Origin of the sequence: Epilithonimonas lactis (assembly GCF_900110605.1) — a bacterium.
Lineage (GTDB): Bacteria > Bacteroidota > Bacteroidia > Flavobacteriales > Weeksellaceae > Epilithonimonas > Epilithonimonas lactis.
In genome coordinates, this window is sequence record NZ_FOFI01000003.1 from 542403 (window position 1) to 558924 (window position 16522).

The following is a 16522-nucleotide window of genomic DNA, read 5'->3' on the forward strand; positions in this document are numbered from 1 at the left end:
GATTTGTACCAAAATCAAATTCTACTTTCTCTCTATGCTGTTATAGGCCATGATGATCTTTTTGACCACAGGATGCCTTACCACATCCTCTTCCGTAAGATGCACAAAGCCAATCTCTTCTACATCTTTCAAGATGGTCATGGATTCTTTTAACCCAGATTGCTGATTTTTTGGCAGATCGATCTGACTTGGATCTCCCGTGATGATGAACTTTGCATTCATTCCCATTCTGGTGAGGAACATTTTCATTTGGGAATGGGTCGTGTTTTGAGCCTCATCCAGAATCACAAACGCTTCATCCAGCGTTCTTCCTCTCATAAAAGCCAAAGGTGCCACTTCGATGATCCTTTTTTCCATGTAGCCTTCTAGCTTCTCGTGTGGGATCATATCTCTCAAAGCGTCATATAAAGGTTGCATGTAGGGATCTAATTTTTCCTTGAGATCTCCGGGAAGAAAACCAAGACTTTCGCCAGCTTCTACGGCAGGTCTGGTCAAGATGATCCTTTTTACCTCTTTGTCACGTAGTGCTCTTACAGCTAATGCAACACTGGTGTAGGTCTTTCCCGTTCCCGCAGGACCAATTGCGAAGACCATATCTTTCTTCTCAGAAACCTTTACCAGTTTTTTCAGATTGGTCGTCTTAGCCTTGATGACTTTTCCATTGACGCCTTTTACAATGATGTCTTGATCGAAGACCAATTGCTTTTCGGAATCGTCTTTTAGCTTGAGTAGAGATTCCAATTGTTTTACTTCTAAGGAATTGTGCTTGGAAATATAATCGGAGACATCATCCAATTTTTTCTTCAGCAGGTCCAAGGTTTCCCTGTTTCCCATTGCGAATACGAAGTTGTCTCTGCCTGTGATCTTGAGTGTCGGAAAGCTGGATTTTATCAGATTGAAATTTTGATTCTGAACACCATAAAACGTTTTGGTGTTTATGCCCTCGAGTTCATAATTTATTTCGAACATATATAATAATAGTGGTTAGTCTAACAAATATATGAATAGATTTGATACGATATTAGTCTTTAAAAATTGATTTATATTAAATTTGCAACAAATACAAAAAATATGTCAGTCATTACACTCACTTCAGATTACGGACTTGTGGACCATCGCGTCGCAAGTATGAAAGGTAAAATCCTAAGCTGGAGTGAAGAAGTAAAAGTGATCGACATCACGCACAACATCACGTCTTACAATCTTTTACAGACCGCGTACATCGTCAGAAATGCCTACAAATTTTTCCCGGAAGGCAGCGTTCACATCATTGCGGTTGATAGTTTTTATCACAAATCGAGAAAGAATATTCTGGCGAAGATCGATGGACATTATTTCATCTCTGCAGACAACGGCATTACAAATTTGATGTTCTTTGATATTAAACCAGAGGCCATCTATGAGATCACACTGAACAATCGTTTTGATGACAAAGTGATCTTTCCGGCCACAGAAATATTTGTTCCTGCAGCCATGCACCTTTACAAAGGCGGCTTGCCTGAAGTGATCGGAAGAAAGATCAAAACTATCAAAGATGTTTCTTTCCCAAGAGCCATTTACAATGAGAATGAAAGAATGATCATCGGGGAAGTGATGTATGTTGACAATTTTGGGAATGTGGTTTCCAATATTAGCCGAAAGTTTTTTGAAAAATACGCTTCCATCTCTGGTAATTTCACTGTGAAGTTCAGAAATATTGTTTTGTCCAAGATCATGGACCAATATACCGATGTGGTGACCGATTGGGAAAGAGAGCAGGAATTCCATGGGAAATCGTCTGTTATCTTCAATGATGCCGATCTGCTGGAGATCACGATTTATAAAGGCAGTGTTCTAAATGGCGCCTCTTCCCTATTCGGAATGAGTACGGGCGAGAAAATATATGTAGAATTTGAATAAAAAAAAACCGACATCGCTGTCGGTTTTTTTATGGCTTGAAATATTATTTCTTTTATTGTTTGATCAATTTCTTACTGAAACTGTCAGTTGCTGTTTTGATTTTCACAACGTAGTTTCCAGTTTTCAGTCTCGAAACATCGAATGTATTTTTTGATAGACTTTCAGTATCAAACTGTTTTACCAATTTCCCTGAGTTGTCATAAACCTCAACAGAAGCTATTTTATTAATTCCATTCAGAGTGAATTGGTTTTTAACCGGATTTGGAGACAGTGAGATATCTTTGGAATTCACTACATCATTTACCGCCAGTGCTGTACAACTGAAGTTAGCTTTGAAACCAGGTCTCGTTTGTCCAGTTGAGGATCTGAAAGTAATTGTAATTGCTCCAGATTCATGAGTCGATTCATAGTCACTCGGAATTGTGGTACCTGTCAATCTTGCTGCACCAGCGAACACAGGTGACGCTGCAGTTCCATTTCTAATTGTGATATAGTCGTTCTGATTAAAATCAAAATCTGTAAAAGAGATTTTCAATTTTTGATCAGGCTGATTTGGATAAAAAGTTTTTGTCCAGTTTTCATTATTTGAGTAATTGGCATTTTCTCCACCCGTATCAGTAACGGTCTTTCCACACCAGTTATCCCCTGTCAAAACCACCAAAGATCTTTGGTATAAAGGTGAACAATCTGTCCCGACTTCCACTTTGTAAAAAATATTTGGCGACAGACCTGTGATATTAATGACCTTTTCAGAAGAAATGCCTGATTTTACGATTGTTCCATCCGTTGTTGAAACTCTGTATTTCCAAGAGGTTGATGTATTATCTGCAATTGTAACCGTGATGGCAGTTTCTGTAGCATTGGTCAAAGTCATATTGGTCAAAGTGACTTCACAAGATCTGGAACAGTCACCACTCATACAAGCTTTGGAATCAATCGTTTGTCTGATCAGATCTCCAGGTTGCTCTCCAAATCCATTAGCGAAACTGATCCCTACAGAGTTGACCAAATGGCAATAACTCATAATGGTACCTTTGGTAGTCGTAGGAAGTGGTCCATCACAACCTTCGTCATTTCCAGATGCTGGTCCGCAACCATCGATGGCCGTATTATTACCATTCCAGGCACAAGCGTGAGTATGAGGCGAACCCAGATTGTGACCCAGCTCATGCGTCATGGCTTCGATATTCCAAGAATAAGTTGGTACGGCAACATTTTGGGAGTTGACACCACAATAAGAATATTTATTAACTGTACACAGAGCATTGACCCAAGCTACACTAGTTGTAGCAGGATTTCTCAAAAGCTGACCAAGATCGCCGTTGAAAGTTGGTCTTGCCGCTTTGAATTGATTTAGAATTCCGCTTGGCGTCCCAGAATATGGATCGGTAGTGGTCCAAACAAAAACTTCGCTCATTGCCACATTTACATTTTCGTTATCATACAATGTTTTCACATTGTTGAACAACGCTGTCACCCAATTCGTTGTTGCAGGGACAGTAGATCCGTTTTGAGTATAAGGTCCAAAACCAACTTCAAAGTAAATTCTCACACAGTTGGCAGTTAACCTAGACGCTTGTTTTCTAGGGTCAAAAGAAATCTTAGTTGCCGCATTCTCCGGAAGTTCTTCAGCGCTGCAAGAGAATGGGTTTTTAGCTTTCAATTTATAATCGCTGTATGACACAAAATCCTGCGAACTTTTAGTTTTTCCCAAAACGATGTTTCCAAATTGATCTCCGGAGGCAACACCTACAACATCATTATCAAAAAAGCTGAAAGCCACGACAGACTTATTATCGCCTTTGATAATTCCTTGATAATAAACACCTGGTGTGTAAGCCTTATCACCTTTATCTGTACTTACTTTGAAATCATTGGTGAAAATATTATTCTTAACCAATTCTACTGTAATATCAGCACCTTCGAATGGAAAGGTAAGTTCCAGTGCTTCCGGTTTTTCATCCACAATCGTCTGCAACTCGGAAGGTTTCAGTTGCATCACCGTAACATCTGTGGCTTCATTTTTATAGATGTTAGCATTTCTGGAGTTCACATCTCTCGTGAAAGGACTTAGCTTTACAAAGCTTCTGTTTTTTGATTTTTGATCTGCTACTTTTTGTGCTATTGGTTTCAGATTTTGAGAAAATCCAAAAATAACCATAGACACAGAAAATAACAGCTGTAAAATTCTCTTCATAATTATATCATTAAATTTATGATACAAAAAAAGTGTTTTTTTTCTTTAATTCATTTCGAAATTGGAACTTTAACTATTATACTTTAATTAAAATAATTTAAATATCTCACATAATATTCTATTATTAAATAAAACCACTTCAATTAAATTGCTAATAATCTATTTATGATTCAAAAAAAATAGCCGAAATAAACATTCCGGCTATTTTTAATTAATAATGAATTTTTATTCCTTGATGATTTTCTTGGTCAAGGTTTCTTTATCTGTTTTTATCATGATGACATAGTTGCCCGTTTTTAATTTAGAAACGTCGTAATCATTTTTAGATACAGAATTGGCATCAAATGTTTTGATCAATTTGCCAGAATTATCAAAAACCTTCACCACTTCTATCTTATCATTTCCCTGAATCTTGAAGTTCGACTTAACCGGATTTGGAGAAACAGACATTTCTTTCGAATTGGACAGATCGTCTATGGCCAAAACAGCACAACTCAAATTAGCTTTGAAGCCTTTCGCGGTAACACCTCCGTCTGAACGGAATGTGATTGTAATTGCTCCTGTCGCATGCGTAGATTCGTAAGAACCTGGCAAAGTCGTACCTGACAAATTGTTAGCGCCAGAAAAGACTGGAGAAGTCGCAAGTCCATTTCTAATCGTTAAGAAGTCATAACCTTCTTCCAGATCAAATTCCTGAAAAGTCATCTTCAGTTTTTGATTTCCATTGTTTGGGTAAAAGGTTTTGGTCCAGGTCTCATTATCTGTGTAATTAGCAGTTTCCCCGCCAGAATCTGTCACAGTTTTCCCACACCAGTCATCCTCAGTTAAGAAAATCTGACTTCTTTGAAAAGCTCCTGAACAATCTGTCCCAACCTCAAATTTATAGAAAGTATTTGGAGAAAGGCCTGTTACAGTAACTACTTTTGTGTTCGTAGATCCTGATTTGACAACAGAACCATCCATTTTGATCACTCTATATTTCCATTGTGTCGACGCTGCATCTGTAATTGTAGCCGTGACATCTGTTTTGGTGATATTACTGACTGCCAAAGTGCTAACGGTAATAGCACAAGCTGTCGTACAATCCACACCCAGACAAGCTTTGGAATCTACTGTCTGTCTGATCAGCTCACCTGGCTGTTCTCCAAATCCTGAAGATAGATTGATCCCGACAGAGGTCAGGTGGCAGTAACTCATGATCGTTCCGCCAGCACTTGGGATCGGACCTACAAGATCACAACCTGTTTCAGGATATCCTGCTACTGCTCCACAGCCGTCAATAGGTGTATTATCACCATTCCATGCGCAAGCGTGCGTGTGAGGAGAACCTAAGGAATGTCCCATCTCATGAGTCATTGCCATGATGGTCCAGGAATAAGTCGGAACATTATTGTAAGTCATATTGATCCCGGAATATGCATATTTGTAAGTACCACACAAAGAGTTAAGGTAGGCAACACTTGTTGTAGATGGATAGTTTACCAAATGGGCAAGATCACCATCGAAGGTAGGTCTGTTCGTTCTGAATGCTGCAAGATTCTGACTGTACGTTCCGGTGTAAGGATCTGCAGTTTCCCATACAAAAATGGTTTTGAGAGACATTTTCACACCATCATTGACGTATAAAGTATTAATGTTGTTGTGAACGGCAGAAATCCAGTTGATCGTTGCCGTAACATTAGAATTATTTTGCTGGAAAGGCTTGTTACAAACTTCATAATAAACCCTTACACAAGAATTTGTAGCCTGCGGCGCTTTCGAAGTTGGTTTATAGTTTATCTTTTGTTTTTCATTTTCCATCATCTCATCTGCCGCACAGATGAATGGATTTTTCCCGGTCAGTTTCTGGTCATTGTAAACGACAAAATCTTCGGAAGCTACAGCTTTACCCAAAGTGACATTTCCAATATTAGGAGCAGACGCCACACCGATAACATCATTATCAAAGAAACTGAATGCTGCCACAGATCTATTATCACCTTTGATGATCCCACGGTAGAAGACACCTTTTTTGTAATCTGTCACCACTTTCTTATTGGTTTCCGCTTTGAAATCGTTGGAATAGATATCGACTTTCACCAGTTCTACGGTAATTTCTCTATCCTCGAAAGGAAATGTCATTTCTATAGCTTCGGGTCTTTCGGACAAGATCGCCGACAGCTTTTTGTTGTCAAGTTTCAAAACCTTCGCGTCTCTTGCAGCCTGCTGATAAATCGCTTGCTTCCCACTGTTATCCAAACTGAAAGGCACTACAGATTTGAAAGTAATCCGCTGAGCGTGATAATCATTGACTTCTTTTGCGATAGGTCTTAGTGATTGTGCAAATCCCAATACACCGAAAACCAAAAACACAAACAATTGTAATCTTCTGTTCATACTTTAATTTTTATTTATTTGATACAAAATAAACGATTATAATTTATATTCGGTAATGATATTTTTATTTTAACACAAATAACTCAAAACCGAATCACCACATTCCTGTTTTATCTTCTATCAATAAAAAGTATCTTTGCAAAAAATTTTCCGATGCTTTATTCTGTTATCAAAGCGATTCACATTATTTTTATGGTAAGTTACTTTGCTGGGATCTTCTACTTGGTCAGGCTTTTTGTTTACTATAAGGACACGGATGATTTTGATGAGGTGAAACAGGAAATCCTTAGAAATCAATACATCTTTATGGCCGTCAGACTTTGGAATATCATCACGCTTCCAGCCGGAATATTGATGTTACTTTCTGGATTGACCATGATCTTGCTGAATTCTGGATTGATGAAAACGCCTTGGTTCCATTTGAAACTAACATTTTTAGTCGGCTTGGGAATTTACCATTTCTGGTGTTGGAAAAAGGTGAAAGAACTTAAAAAACTGAATGGTAATATTTTACCGACCAGCAATATCAAACTTCGGCAGTTCAATGAGATTGCAACGTTTATTTTATTTGCAGTGGTTTTTACAGTAATCCTTAAATATTACGTTCTAGAATATTGGTGGCAATTGATCTTAGGATTCTTCGGCATTATATTCTTAATTACTTCCATTGTAAAACTGGTCAATCGAAATAAGACAAAAGAATTAAAGGAAAAGAATCAATAATAAAACCCATCAACTATAAACCATCACCTTACAACTTAATTATGATCGCAATATTCAAAAAAGAACTTTGGAATTTTTTCGGAAACTGGAGCGCGTGGATCATCATCGCTGCCTTCAGTGTCATCTCTGCACTTTTCCTTTTCTTCTTCGAGAATGATTTTAATATTTTCGATATCGGAAGCGCAACGCTGCAAAGTTTTTTCGTGCTTTCACCTTGGCTTTTTATGTTCATCATTCCCGCAATCAGTATGAGAACTTTGGCTGAAGAACAACAATCTGGAACCTTGTTTTGGCTTTTTTCTCAACCTGTGAAGATCACGGAAATCGTTGGTGGAAAATTCCTTTCTGTTTGGTTGGTTGGGGTTTTATGTTTGCTACCAAGTTTGATTTATTATTACACCGTTTACGTTTTGGGCGTTCCGGAAGGCAATATTGATGGAAGTATGACCTTCGGAAGTTATATTGGCTTGATCATTTTGATTGCTGCTTTTTCCGCAGTCGGGATCTTGGCTTCATCGCTTTCACCTAATCAAATCACGGCTTATCTTTTGGGCGTTTTCATTTGTTTTATTTCGTACTTCGGGATCGAGCAATTGGCGAGTTACAAATTATTGGGAAGCGCAGATTACATTCTACAAAATATTGGATTCTACCAACACTTTTTAGCGTTCACCAGAGGACAGATTGATACGAGAGATGTTTTTTACTTTCTATTCGTGATATTCCTGGGATTGGGATTGGCGAGTTGGTTTGTCTGGAAAAAGAAGTAAGGAAAGAAACAAGAATAACGAGTTAAGACTTTATACGTTGAATCTGCAGCCTACTTCGACAAGCTCAGCATAAAATCTTTGAATGAACTCTTCGAGAGCCTCAGAGTGAAAGTTTGGGAACGGAAGACGGATAAAGCTGCCCAAATAATTAAAAAAAATCCATCAACAGACAACTAACAACTGTCAACTAATTAAGATGAATAAAAAAAATAAAATCACCCTTATCATTATCACTGTTCTTCTCATCATCGGGATGAGCGGATTGGTTTACAAACGTTTCGATCTGACGGCGGAAAAACGATACACGCTTTCGGATTCCACCATCAAAGTTTTGGAAAGCGTGAACAAACCGATGACGATAGAAGTCTATTTGGATGGCGATTTCCCAGCTTCCTTCAAGCAGCTTCAGAATGAGACCAGATTTATGTTGGACGAATTCCGAAAGATCAATCCGAAAATCGATTACAAATTCCGTGATCCGATTGCAGAGAAAATTCCGCAAGATACTTTGGCCGGAATGGGAATGCAACCTTCGATCCTTCCGGATATGAAAGATGGAAAGATCTCGGAAATCGTGATGTTTCCTTACGCCGCGATCAAATACAATGGTTACGGGACTTCGGTGCCGCTCATCATTCAGCAATCTGGAATTGATGCATCGACTCAACTCAACAAATCGATTGAAAATCTAGAATACAATTTTGCCTCGACCATCAAAGGAATGACGGAAGAAACAGCTAAGAATATTGGATTTTTGGTGAATCAGCAGGAACTAAGTCCAGATGAATTCCGAGGATTTTTGGACGTGGCGATGGAAAATTACAATGTTGGCCCCGTGATTCCGGAAAACAAAACCGAACTTTCCCTTGCCGATGTTCCAAAGCTTAAACAAATGGATGCGCTCGTCATCGCAAAGCCAAGAAAAGCTTTTACCGATGGAGAGAAAGTCATTCTTGACCAATACATTATGAATGGCGGAAAAACCCTTTGGATGTTGGATGCTGTGAATGCCGAAATGGACACACTTTTCCAAGCGAAGAAGATTATGGCTTATCCGCTTGACCTCAACCTGACGGATTTTATGTTCAATTATGGACTAAGGATCAATCCTGCTTTGACGAAGGATATGAAGAAGTCGGCTTTGATCAGGATTGTTTCGGGCGAAGTGGCTGGTAATCCGCAATACAGCAGTTTTCTATGGCCTTATTTTCCGTTGGGAATATCAGAAACAAAAAACCCGATTACGAAAAACATCAATCCTGTAAAATTCGAGTTTCCAACTTCTATTGATACATTGGGAAGACCAAATATTAAGACCAAAGTTCTGTTCGAATCGAGCGAAAGAACTATCAGCAAAACGGTTCCGAATTATGTAGCTTTGTCCGAGATTGTGCGCGCAGACAGCATCGGTGAGATGGAACGTCCTACGCCACCGAAGATTTTCGCTGTGGCTTTGGAAGGGAAATTCAGTTCAGCCTACGCGACGAGAAGTGAGAAAAATGCTTATCCAGGTTTCAAAGCTCAAAGCGCAGAAAACAAAATGCTCGTGATTGCCGATGGCGACATTGCAAGAAACCAGATATGGAAAGGAAAACCGCTTCCTTTGGGTGAAGATCTGCTTACCAAAGAACATTATGGGAATGCGCAGTTCCTCAGAAATGCCTTGGATTATCTTTTGGACGACAGCAATATGATGGAACTCCGCAACAGAACCATCGAAATCCGTTTGCTGGACAGAGAACGCGTGGACGAAGAACGCTCGAAATGGCAATGGATCAATTTGCTTTTACCATTGGGGATTTTGGGAGTTTTGGGCGCTGGATTTTATTTTATGCGGAAGAAGAGATTTTCGTAAGAATTAATTTCATTTCCTAATGTTCCTCACAACATTGTAAATACCTTCATAAAATGAAAATCCCAACAATTCACGGATACATTGACAGAAGAATTTTAATCAACTTCACAGCTGACCCAAAAGTAGTTGAGAAAATCATCCCATTTCCATTCAGACCAAAACTTTATAAGGAAAAAGCAATCGTTGGAATTTGTTTAATAAGATTAAAACACATTAAACCAAAAGGACTTCCTGACTTTCTTGGAGTGAACTCAGAAAATGGCGCTCACAGAATTGCCGTAGAATGGGACGAAAATGGAGAGACCAAATCTGGAGTTTACATTCCACGGCGAGACACTTCACTTAAACTAAATACTCTTGTTGGCGGACGAATATTCCCTGGGAAACATTACCACGCAAAATTCAATGTCAATGAAAATAACGGAAATTATCATATTGACTTTAAAAGTTCTGATGAGACCGAAATTTTAATTGACGCTTCCGAAACAAATGTATTTAATGATAATTCAATTTTTCAAACATTAAATAATGTTTCCGATTTTTTTGAAAAGGGAGATCTTGGTTATTCTCCAAACCACAACAAATTCGAAGGACTGAGATTGAAAGCTTATCACTGGGAAGTTCGACCACTTGATGTAAAAAATGTAAGATCATCTTTTTTTGAGAATGAAGAACTTTTCCCAGAAGGTTCAGTGACTTTTGACAACGCTTTGCTGATGACAAATATTGAGCACGAATGGAAAAGCGAAACAGACAAATATAAAGAACCAATGTAAAATGTCTGTCCTGCGCACATTTATTAACTTCAATATGAGTATTTTTGTTAAATCATATTTTGATAATAATGAAAAACCTTCTATTAGCTTTAATATCCGGAGTTTTGCTCGCCATTTCCTGGCCGACTTACGGAATTCCGTTTTTTATATTTTTCGCATTCGTTCCACTTTTGATGATGGAACACAACATTGCGAAATTCAGTGATATCAAACGGAAAAGTTTGGCGATATTTGGTTTGTCCTATCTTACGTTTGTCATTTGGAATGCGGTTACGACGGGTTGGCTCTACAATTCCAAACTTCCGGACGGGAGCAATTCTCTTTTGGCCGTTTTGTTTCCGGTTTTGACGAACGCCTTTTTTATGTCGATCATTTTCCACTTCTATCGACTTTACAAAAGAAGTCAGGGCACTTATTTCGGGTTGGTATTTTTTGTGGTGATCTGGATGGCTTTTGAGAAATTGCACTTGGTTTGGGAATTCACCTGGCCTTGGCTGAATCTTGGAAATGTCTTCGCAGATTATCACCAATTCATCCAATGGTACGACACTTTGGGCGCAACTGGCGGCAGTTTTTGGATTTTGATTTGTAATGTCCTGGCATTTTATACTTTTAGAATTTGGGAAGCTGGACGCAAGAGAAAACCACTCATCAAAAATGTATCGATGTTGGCAGGCTTCATTGTTGTGCCGATGTTAATTTCTTTAATTAAATATTACAATTACTCACCAAAAACGGTCGGCACTTTAAATGTGACAATGCTTCAACCTGCTTTGGACCCTTACAATGAAAAATATCAAAAAGACAGTTTGACCATTGAAAGCGACCTTTTAAAAATAGCTACCGAAAATTCAAAATTTGTGGACCCAAATCCACCAGAAGATGCGAAAATAGCACCGCAAGACATTGACCTTTACCTTGCTCCAGAAACTTCTTTGCCTGGACCAGGTTCTATCAGTGAGCGCGGATTTAAAAATAGTTTGCTTATTAATAACATAATGACATTCCTTACGCAACATCCAAAATCTGTTTTTGCTGGCGGAATTTCCAGCCATTACGTTTATAAGGATGATGAGGAAAAACCTGTCACAGCAAGTTATCTTGAAAGACAAGGAATCTGGGTGGATGAATATAATTCGGCGATACAAATCATCCCGAATCAGCAACCAGAAGTTTATCACAAAGCAATGTTGGTTCCTGGTGTTGAGATTTTCCCTTACATCAATTTCTTCAAACCAATTTTGGGTGATGTGATGCTGGATTTAGGTGGAACGACTCGTTCTCTCGGCATTTCTAAAGAAAGAAAAGTGTTTGCCAATCCTTATAACAAATCCGTCATCGCGCCTATCATTTGCTACGAAAGTGTCTATGGCGAATACGTGACTGATTATGTAAAAAAAGGAGCCAATCTCCTAACGATTGTGACGAATGATTCCTGGTGGGGCTATTCTCAGGGACACAAACAATTATTGGATTACGCAAAACTAAGAGCAATAGAAACCAGACGAGAAATTGCCAGAGCTGCGAACAGCGGAACCAGCGCGCACATCAATTCCCGAGGCGACATTATAGACGATTTACCTTATGGCGCAAAAGGCGCTTTGGTGGCAAAAGTGAATCTCATTGACCACGAAACTTTCTATACCAAAAGTGGCGATTTTCTTTCCAGATTGTCGATGTTTGTGATTGGAGCGTTGCTGTTATTTATTCCTGGGAGGAAGTATTTAACTAGAAAGAAATAGAAATATTTAAAATCATTTCATTGCATAATAACAGCTTTGATTATATAAGCGATTCAAATTATTTTTCGATATCCAACTATACTTTAATAAAATATCATCTTTGAATATATTGAAATCTACAAAACTGATTTCTTGATTAATAACTGAACCACTTTCGTAAACATAGTCATTTGCAAATTTGTTCACTTCTTTACAGATTGAATTAATTTTTTCTAAATTTTCAGAAGAGATTTCCGGATACTTTTTATTAAGTCTTTCGTGAATTGGTTTCAACCAGTTTTCACCGAATTCCATTGACATATTTAATGCAACGTTGAGTATTTCTTTAGAAAAGTCCATTATAAATTCGGCAAATACCTTTCCTTAATAACATTCAAATGATGAAGGTTATGACCAACTGTCAATTTCCCAATCGTCTCCACTTTTATCTCATTCCCATTCGCAATTCCAATCAATTGTAAAGCTTCTGCCGGAAGCGTTTTAAAGAATTTGATTGATAATTTTCTGGTCAGTTTAAATTCCTTAATCAAGCTTTTCAAAGTTCGTGAATCAGCGTAGGAATTATCCGCCCAAGTTTCTTCATCAAAACCGGAAACCAAAGACTGGTCATTTCTGGAAAATCTCAAACCACGATAAGCAAAGACTTTTTCGGTATCAATCAAATGTTGCAAAAGTGTTTTCAAACTCCATTTTCCTTCAGCATACGCAAAGTTTGCTTGTTCTTCGGAAAATGTTTCATAAATATCCAAAGTCTGATTCCCTGAATTTTTCAATTCCTCAATCCAATTTTCAGACGGAACAAGGTCAAGATAACGCTGGATATATTTCTCGAAATCAGTCATTTTTTAATTTAAAGTTTAAAATTCAAGATTTACAATTTTTTGGCACGCAATGAAATCATTTATCAATTATCATTTATCGTTTATCTTATGATTCCACTTCCCACTCATAGAAATTCACCTCATCGTATTTTTTGAAACCTGCACTTGGATATAATTGATTTCCAATCATATTTTCTTTGCTGGTTTCAAGGTACATTCCGCAAGAATTGGATGTTCTGCAAAGCTTTTTTGCTTCTTCAATCAACGCTTTGGAATAAGCTTTTCCCCGAAATTCAGGATTCACGTAAAGGTCATTCAACAACCAATAACGCTTCATTCTCGTCGATGAAAACAAAGGATAAAGCTGTACAAAACCGCCCAACTTTCCTTCTTCATCAACTACAAAAATCTCAGAATCTTCACTTTCCAATCTTTCGGAAATGAACTGTTCTGCGCCGGAAATATCAGAGGTTTTGTGATAGAACATTCTGTATTCGTCAAACAACTGAGCCAATTGCGAAAGGTCGTCGATGGTTGCTTTTCTTGTATTATTCTTCATCGCTTTCCAAATTTTCATCGTCATCTTCGTACTGCTCAAGGTAATAGCTGAACGTGAAATCTTCCACTTCCTCCTCCACATCTTCCAAAGTTGTCAAAAGGTCTTCAAAAGTTTCCAATTGGTCCACGCTCATATTCACAAATTCGATATGAATTGGAAGTTCCAGACCGCCAGAAATCACATCTGAAAGCGCATCCAAATTATCTCCGAAATGTTCCGGCAATTCTACCTTTGATTTCAATTGCTCATAGAAATCTTCGTAGTCTCCTATATTTAAAAAATCGATTAGTATTTCTTTCATTTTATTATTATGGATTATTATTTTGTATATCCTTCGAGAGCCTCAGGATGACAACCTATCTTGCTCAAGCCGTCAATTGATGACAACACTTTCAGGCGGAGGCTCTCGAAGCCTTCCCAATTAGAAAACTTCCATTTTCCAGCTTTTTATTTCTTCTCAAAACTTTTATAATGATTCTTTGTCAGCCACACATCGCCATTTTCAGTAAAAACAATTCGGTCTGCGCCACGGTTTCCGCAGTTGTAATTCACATCTGCTTCATAATATTGTTCGCCTCTTGGAAGTTGCTTTTCACGGTTGCTGAATTTGTCGCCACCAATCGCTTTTCCTGGCAAAACATCGCAGAGATTTCCTTTTGATGCAATCCAGCCTCGATTTTTAGCTTCAGATTTTGTGAGGTAATAATCTGGCAATTTGTGATTGGATTTAACGTAGGAAATAACTTTACTTTCATTCGTCAATTCTTCGATGGAATTTTCTGAATTTGATTCTCTGTGAGTTTGACTTTCAGATTTGGCAACTTCTGATTTCCGACTTCCACCTTCCGCCAGATATTTATTTCGCTTCTCGATTTTGTAATTTGTGATGAGGAACATTACCGAGATTCCGGCAAAAGCACCGACGAGAAAGAATAAAAGGGTTTTTAATTTCGGATTCATTGTGAAAAAATTCTAGGCTAAAATAATGAAAACCTCGATTCTTAAAGCATAAAAAACAAATTTTAAAAATAATTTATCCTTATCCTAATTTTTCTATATTTGGCGACAAAGATAAAAGTATGGATACTGCCACTATGGACAACCTAAAAATGATAGCTGAAACGGCAAAAGATTTTGCTGAAAAAAATATTCGCCCCAACATTATGAATTGGGACGAGAGCCAAACTTTCCCTGTAGAATTGTTTCACCAACTGGGTGAATTGGGATTTATGGGAATCGTAATTCCTGAAGAATATGGCGGTTCTGGTCTTGGTTATCAGGAATATGTGACGATTTTAGACGAAATCTCACAAGTTGACCCGTCGATTGGATTATCCGTTGCGGCGCACAATTCACTTTGTACCAACCACATCTACGAATTCGGAAATGAGGAACAAAGAAGAAAATGGTTGCCAGATTTGGCTTCCGGAAAAGTCATCGGTGCTTGGGGACTGACGGAACATAACACAGGTTCAGATTCCGGAGGAATGTCCACAACAGCGGTTAAAGACGGCGACGATTGGATTATCAACGGTGCAAAAAACTTCATCACGCACGCTATTTCTGGCGATGTCGCGGTAGTGATGACAAGAACTGGAGAAATTGGTGCAAAAAATAATTCCACAGCTTTTGTTTTGGAAAAAGGAATGGCAGGTTTCACATCCGGTAAAAAAGAAAATAAACTGGGAATGCGCGCCTCGGAAACAGCAGAATTGATTTTCGACAACGTTCGTGTTCCAGATTCTCACAGATTGGGCGAAGTTGGAAGCGGTTTCAAACAAGCGATGAAAATCTTGGACGGCGGTCGTATTTCTATCGCCGCGTTGAGTTTAGGAATTGCAAGAGGTGCTTATAAAGCGGCTTTGAAATATGCTCAGGAAAGACACCAGTTCGGAAAATCGATTTCAAGTTTTCAGGCGGTAAACTTTATGTTGGCCGATATGGCGACAGAAATTGACGCTTCAGAATTGCTAATAAGAAGAGCTTCTGACCTCAAAAATGCAAAAGCAAAAATGACCCGTGAAGGTGCAATGGCAAAATTATACGCTTCTGAAGCTTGCGTAAGAATTTCCAATAATGCGGTTCAGATTTTCGGTGGTTATGGCTACACAAAAGATTTCCCTGTTGAGAAATTCTACAGAGATTCTAAATTGTGTACGATTGGCGAAGGAACTTCTGAAATCCAAAGATTGGTGATTGGACGAGACATTACGTCTTAAGAATCAAAATTTTACATTTTAAAATATCAAACCCTTTCAAAAATTTTTAACTTTGAAAGGGTTTTTAAATTTAATGCTATGATTAAAGAATTGTTAATCTCAGAATTTCTGCAGGAAGCCGAAAACACACGCAAAGTCCTGGAAGCGATTCCAGATTCTGCGCTTGGCTGGAAATCTTCAGAAAAAACTTGGTCCACTGCAAAGCTGGCTTCGCACGTTGCAACGATTTATGCTTGGTATCCCGAAGTCCTTTTGTCTGATGCGTTCGAGTTGTCAGATTTCAAATATGAAAGGGAAAATCATTCAGCTTCGAAAAATATTCTGCAAAAGTTTGAAGAGAATTTTTCTCTGGCCAAAGAAGCTTTCGAAAAGCTCGACGAAAATAAACTGAGCACACCTTGGACAATGACGATGAAGGAAAAAGTCCTGATTCCACCGACGCCAAAGTACAACATTATCAGAACAACGCTCTTCAATCATCTATATCATCATCGTGGCGAATTGATTGTTTATCTTCGTGCGACAGGCAACAAAGTTCCAGGTTTTTACGGTCCGACTGCGGATGATAAGTTTTAAATATTTTAA

At 38.3% G+C, this 16522-nt stretch carries 16 protein-coding genes; 8 read left to right on the top strand and 8 right to left on the bottom strand.

Annotated elements, in window-relative coordinates; translation table 11 throughout:
- Window positions 1-21: 21 nt before the first annotated feature.
- Window positions 22-969 (bottom strand): PhoH family protein, encoded by a 948-nt coding sequence (locus tag BMW39_RS12105; protein ID WP_034975753.1) that lies wholly within the window; start codon window positions 967-969, stop codon window positions 22-24.
- A 102-nt stretch (window positions 970-1071) separates the two neighbouring features.
- On the opposite strand from BMW39_RS12105, the gene BMW39_RS12110 reads away from it, so the two are divergent.
- Entirely contained in the window at window positions 1072-1899 is an 828-nt protein-coding gene (locus BMW39_RS12110) for an SAM hydrolase/SAM-dependent halogenase family protein (RefSeq protein ID WP_034975755.1), read from the top strand.
- Between the two features lie 52 nt (window positions 1900-1951).
- On the opposite strand, the gene BMW39_RS12115 is transcribed toward BMW39_RS12110, so the two are convergent.
- Window positions 1952-4096 (bottom strand): M12 family metallo-peptidase, encoded by a 2145-nt coding sequence (locus tag BMW39_RS12115; protein WP_051879925.1) that lies wholly within the window; start codon window positions 4094-4096, stop codon window positions 1952-1954.
- A gap of 225 nt (window positions 4097-4321) precedes the next feature.
- Entirely contained in the window at window positions 4322-6472 is a 2151-nt protein-coding gene (locus tag BMW39_RS12120; protein WP_034975756.1) for a M12 family metallo-peptidase, read from the bottom strand.
- A gap of 153 nt (window positions 6473-6625) precedes the next feature.
- Here BMW39_RS12120 and BMW39_RS12125 point away from each other — a divergent pair, with 153 nt between their 5' ends.
- The 5 genes from BMW39_RS12125 (at window position 6626) to lnt (ending at window position 12338) form a co-directional block, all read left to right on the top strand.
- The gene (locus tag BMW39_RS12125; RefSeq protein ID WP_034975759.1) at window positions 6626-7195 is read left to right on the top strand and encodes a CopD family protein; all 570 of its coding nucleotides are present in this window, start codon (window positions 6626-6628) and stop codon (window positions 7193-7195) included.
- 41 nt (window positions 7196-7236) lie between these two features.
- Window positions 7237-7965, top strand: a complete 729-nt coding sequence (locus BMW39_RS12130) for an ABC transporter permease subunit (RefSeq protein WP_034975761.1) — start codon at window positions 7237-7239, stop codon at window positions 7963-7965.
- 196 nt (window positions 7966-8161) lie between these two features.
- A complete protein-coding gene (gene gldG / locus BMW39_RS12135; protein WP_034975763.1) occupies window positions 8162-9820 on the top strand; it encodes a gliding motility-associated ABC transporter substrate-binding protein GldG in 1659 nt (552 codons plus the stop codon).
- A 53-nt stretch (window positions 9821-9873) separates the two neighbouring features.
- Window positions 9874-10596 carry a DUF2071 domain-containing protein gene (locus BMW39_RS12140; RefSeq protein ID WP_034975764.1) on the top strand — a complete coding sequence of 241 codons (723 nt, stop codon included), beginning with the start codon at window positions 9874-9876 and terminating at the stop codon, window positions 10594-10596.
- A 68-nt stretch (window positions 10597-10664) separates the two neighbouring features.
- Window positions 10665-12338, top strand: a complete 1674-nt coding sequence (gene lnt / locus BMW39_RS12145; protein ID WP_034975765.1) for an apolipoprotein N-acyltransferase — start codon at window positions 10665-10667, stop codon at window positions 12336-12338.
- Between the two features lie 12 nt (window positions 12339-12350).
- On the opposite strand, the gene BMW39_RS12150 is transcribed toward lnt, so the two are convergent.
- The 5 genes from BMW39_RS12150 to BMW39_RS12170 all read right to left on the bottom strand — a co-directional run bounded on the left by BMW39_RS12150 (window position 12351) and on the right by BMW39_RS12170 (window position 14678).
- Window positions 12351-12677, bottom strand: coding sequence for a hypothetical protein (locus BMW39_RS12150; RefSeq protein WP_034975767.1), 327 nt, complete (start codon window positions 12675-12677; stop codon window positions 12351-12353).
- Window positions 12677-13180, bottom strand: coding sequence for a DinB family protein (locus BMW39_RS12155; RefSeq protein ID WP_034975769.1), 504 nt, complete (start codon window positions 13178-13180; stop codon window positions 12677-12679). The genes BMW39_RS12150 and BMW39_RS12155 overlap by 1 nt, the downstream gene beginning before the upstream one ends.
- Before the next feature lie 85 nt (window positions 13181-13265).
- Window positions 13266-13718 (bottom strand): GNAT family N-acetyltransferase, encoded by a 453-nt coding sequence (locus BMW39_RS12160; protein WP_034975771.1) that lies wholly within the window; start codon window positions 13716-13718, stop codon window positions 13266-13268.
- Window positions 13708-14019 (bottom strand): barstar family protein, encoded by a 312-nt coding sequence (locus tag BMW39_RS12165; RefSeq protein ID WP_034975773.1) that lies wholly within the window; start codon window positions 14017-14019, stop codon window positions 13708-13710. Before BMW39_RS12165 ends, BMW39_RS12160 begins: the two co-directional genes overlap by 11 nt.
- A gap of 146 nt (window positions 14020-14165) precedes the next feature.
- Window positions 14166-14678 carry a ribonuclease domain-containing protein gene (locus tag BMW39_RS12170; RefSeq protein WP_034975775.1) on the bottom strand — a complete coding sequence of 171 codons (513 nt, stop codon included), beginning with the start codon at window positions 14676-14678 and terminating at the stop codon, window positions 14166-14168.
- A gap of 119 nt (window positions 14679-14797) precedes the next feature.
- Between BMW39_RS12170 and BMW39_RS19795 the strand changes: the two genes are divergently transcribed.
- On the top strand, window positions 14798-15937 hold the full coding sequence (locus BMW39_RS19795) for an acyl-CoA dehydrogenase family protein (RefSeq protein WP_446184388.1): 1140 nt from the start codon (window positions 14798-14800) through the stop codon (window positions 15935-15937).
- Window positions 15938-16015: 78 nt separating this feature from the next.
- Window positions 16016-16513 (top strand): DinB family protein, encoded by a 498-nt coding sequence (locus BMW39_RS12180; RefSeq protein WP_034975778.1) that lies wholly within the window; start codon window positions 16016-16018, stop codon window positions 16511-16513.
- The last annotated feature ends 9 nt before the right edge of the window (window positions 16514-16522 follow it).

Bases quoted from the DNA above. Each gene is read 5' to 3' on its own strand.
- BMW39_RS12105 (WP_034975753.1), bottom strand. From the start codon at position 969: ATGTTCGAAATAAATTATGAACTCGAGGGCATAAACACCAAAACGTTT.
- BMW39_RS12110 (WP_034975755.1), top strand. From the start codon at position 1,072: ATGTCAGTCATTACACTCACTTCAGATTACGGACTTGTGGACCATCGC.
- BMW39_RS12115 (WP_051879925.1), bottom strand. From the start codon at position 4,096: ATGAAGAGAATTTTACAGCTGTTATTTTCTGTGTCTATGGTTATTTTT.
- BMW39_RS12120 (WP_034975756.1), bottom strand. From the start codon at position 6,472: ATGAACAGAAGATTACAATTGTTTGTGTTTTTGGTTTTCGGTGTATTG.
- BMW39_RS12125 (WP_034975759.1), top strand. From the start codon at position 6,626: ATGCTTTATTCTGTTATCAAAGCGATTCACATTATTTTTATGGTAAGT.
- BMW39_RS12130 (WP_034975761.1), top strand. From the start codon at position 7,237: ATGATCGCAATATTCAAAAAAGAACTTTGGAATTTTTTCGGAAACTGG.
- gldG (WP_034975763.1), top strand. From the start codon at position 8,162: ATGAATAAAAAAAATAAAATCACCCTTATCATTATCACTGTTCTTCTC.
- BMW39_RS12140 (WP_034975764.1), top strand. From the start codon at position 9,874: ATGAAAATCCCAACAATTCACGGATACATTGACAGAAGAATTTTAATC.
- lnt (WP_034975765.1), top strand. From the start codon at position 10,665: ATGAAAAACCTTCTATTAGCTTTAATATCCGGAGTTTTGCTCGCCATT.
- BMW39_RS12150 (WP_034975767.1), bottom strand. From the start codon at position 12,677: ATGGACTTTTCTAAAGAAATACTCAACGTTGCATTAAATATGTCAATG.
- BMW39_RS12155 (WP_034975769.1), bottom strand. From the start codon at position 13,180: ATGACTGATTTCGAGAAATATATCCAGCGTTATCTTGACCTTGTTCCG.
- BMW39_RS12160 (WP_034975771.1), bottom strand. From the start codon at position 13,718: ATGAAGAATAATACAAGAAAAGCAACCATCGACGACCTTTCGCAATTG.
- BMW39_RS12165 (WP_034975773.1), bottom strand. From the start codon at position 14,019: ATGAAAGAAATACTAATCGATTTTTTAAATATAGGAGACTACGAAGAT.
- BMW39_RS12170 (WP_034975775.1), bottom strand. From the start codon at position 14,678: ATGAATCCGAAATTAAAAACCCTTTTATTCTTTCTCGTCGGTGCTTTT.
- BMW39_RS19795 (WP_446184388.1), top strand. From the start codon at position 14,798: ATGGATACTGCCACTATGGACAACCTAAAAATGATAGCTGAAACGGCA.
- BMW39_RS12180 (WP_034975778.1), top strand. From the start codon at position 16,016: ATGATTAAAGAATTGTTAATCTCAGAATTTCTGCAGGAAGCCGAAAAC.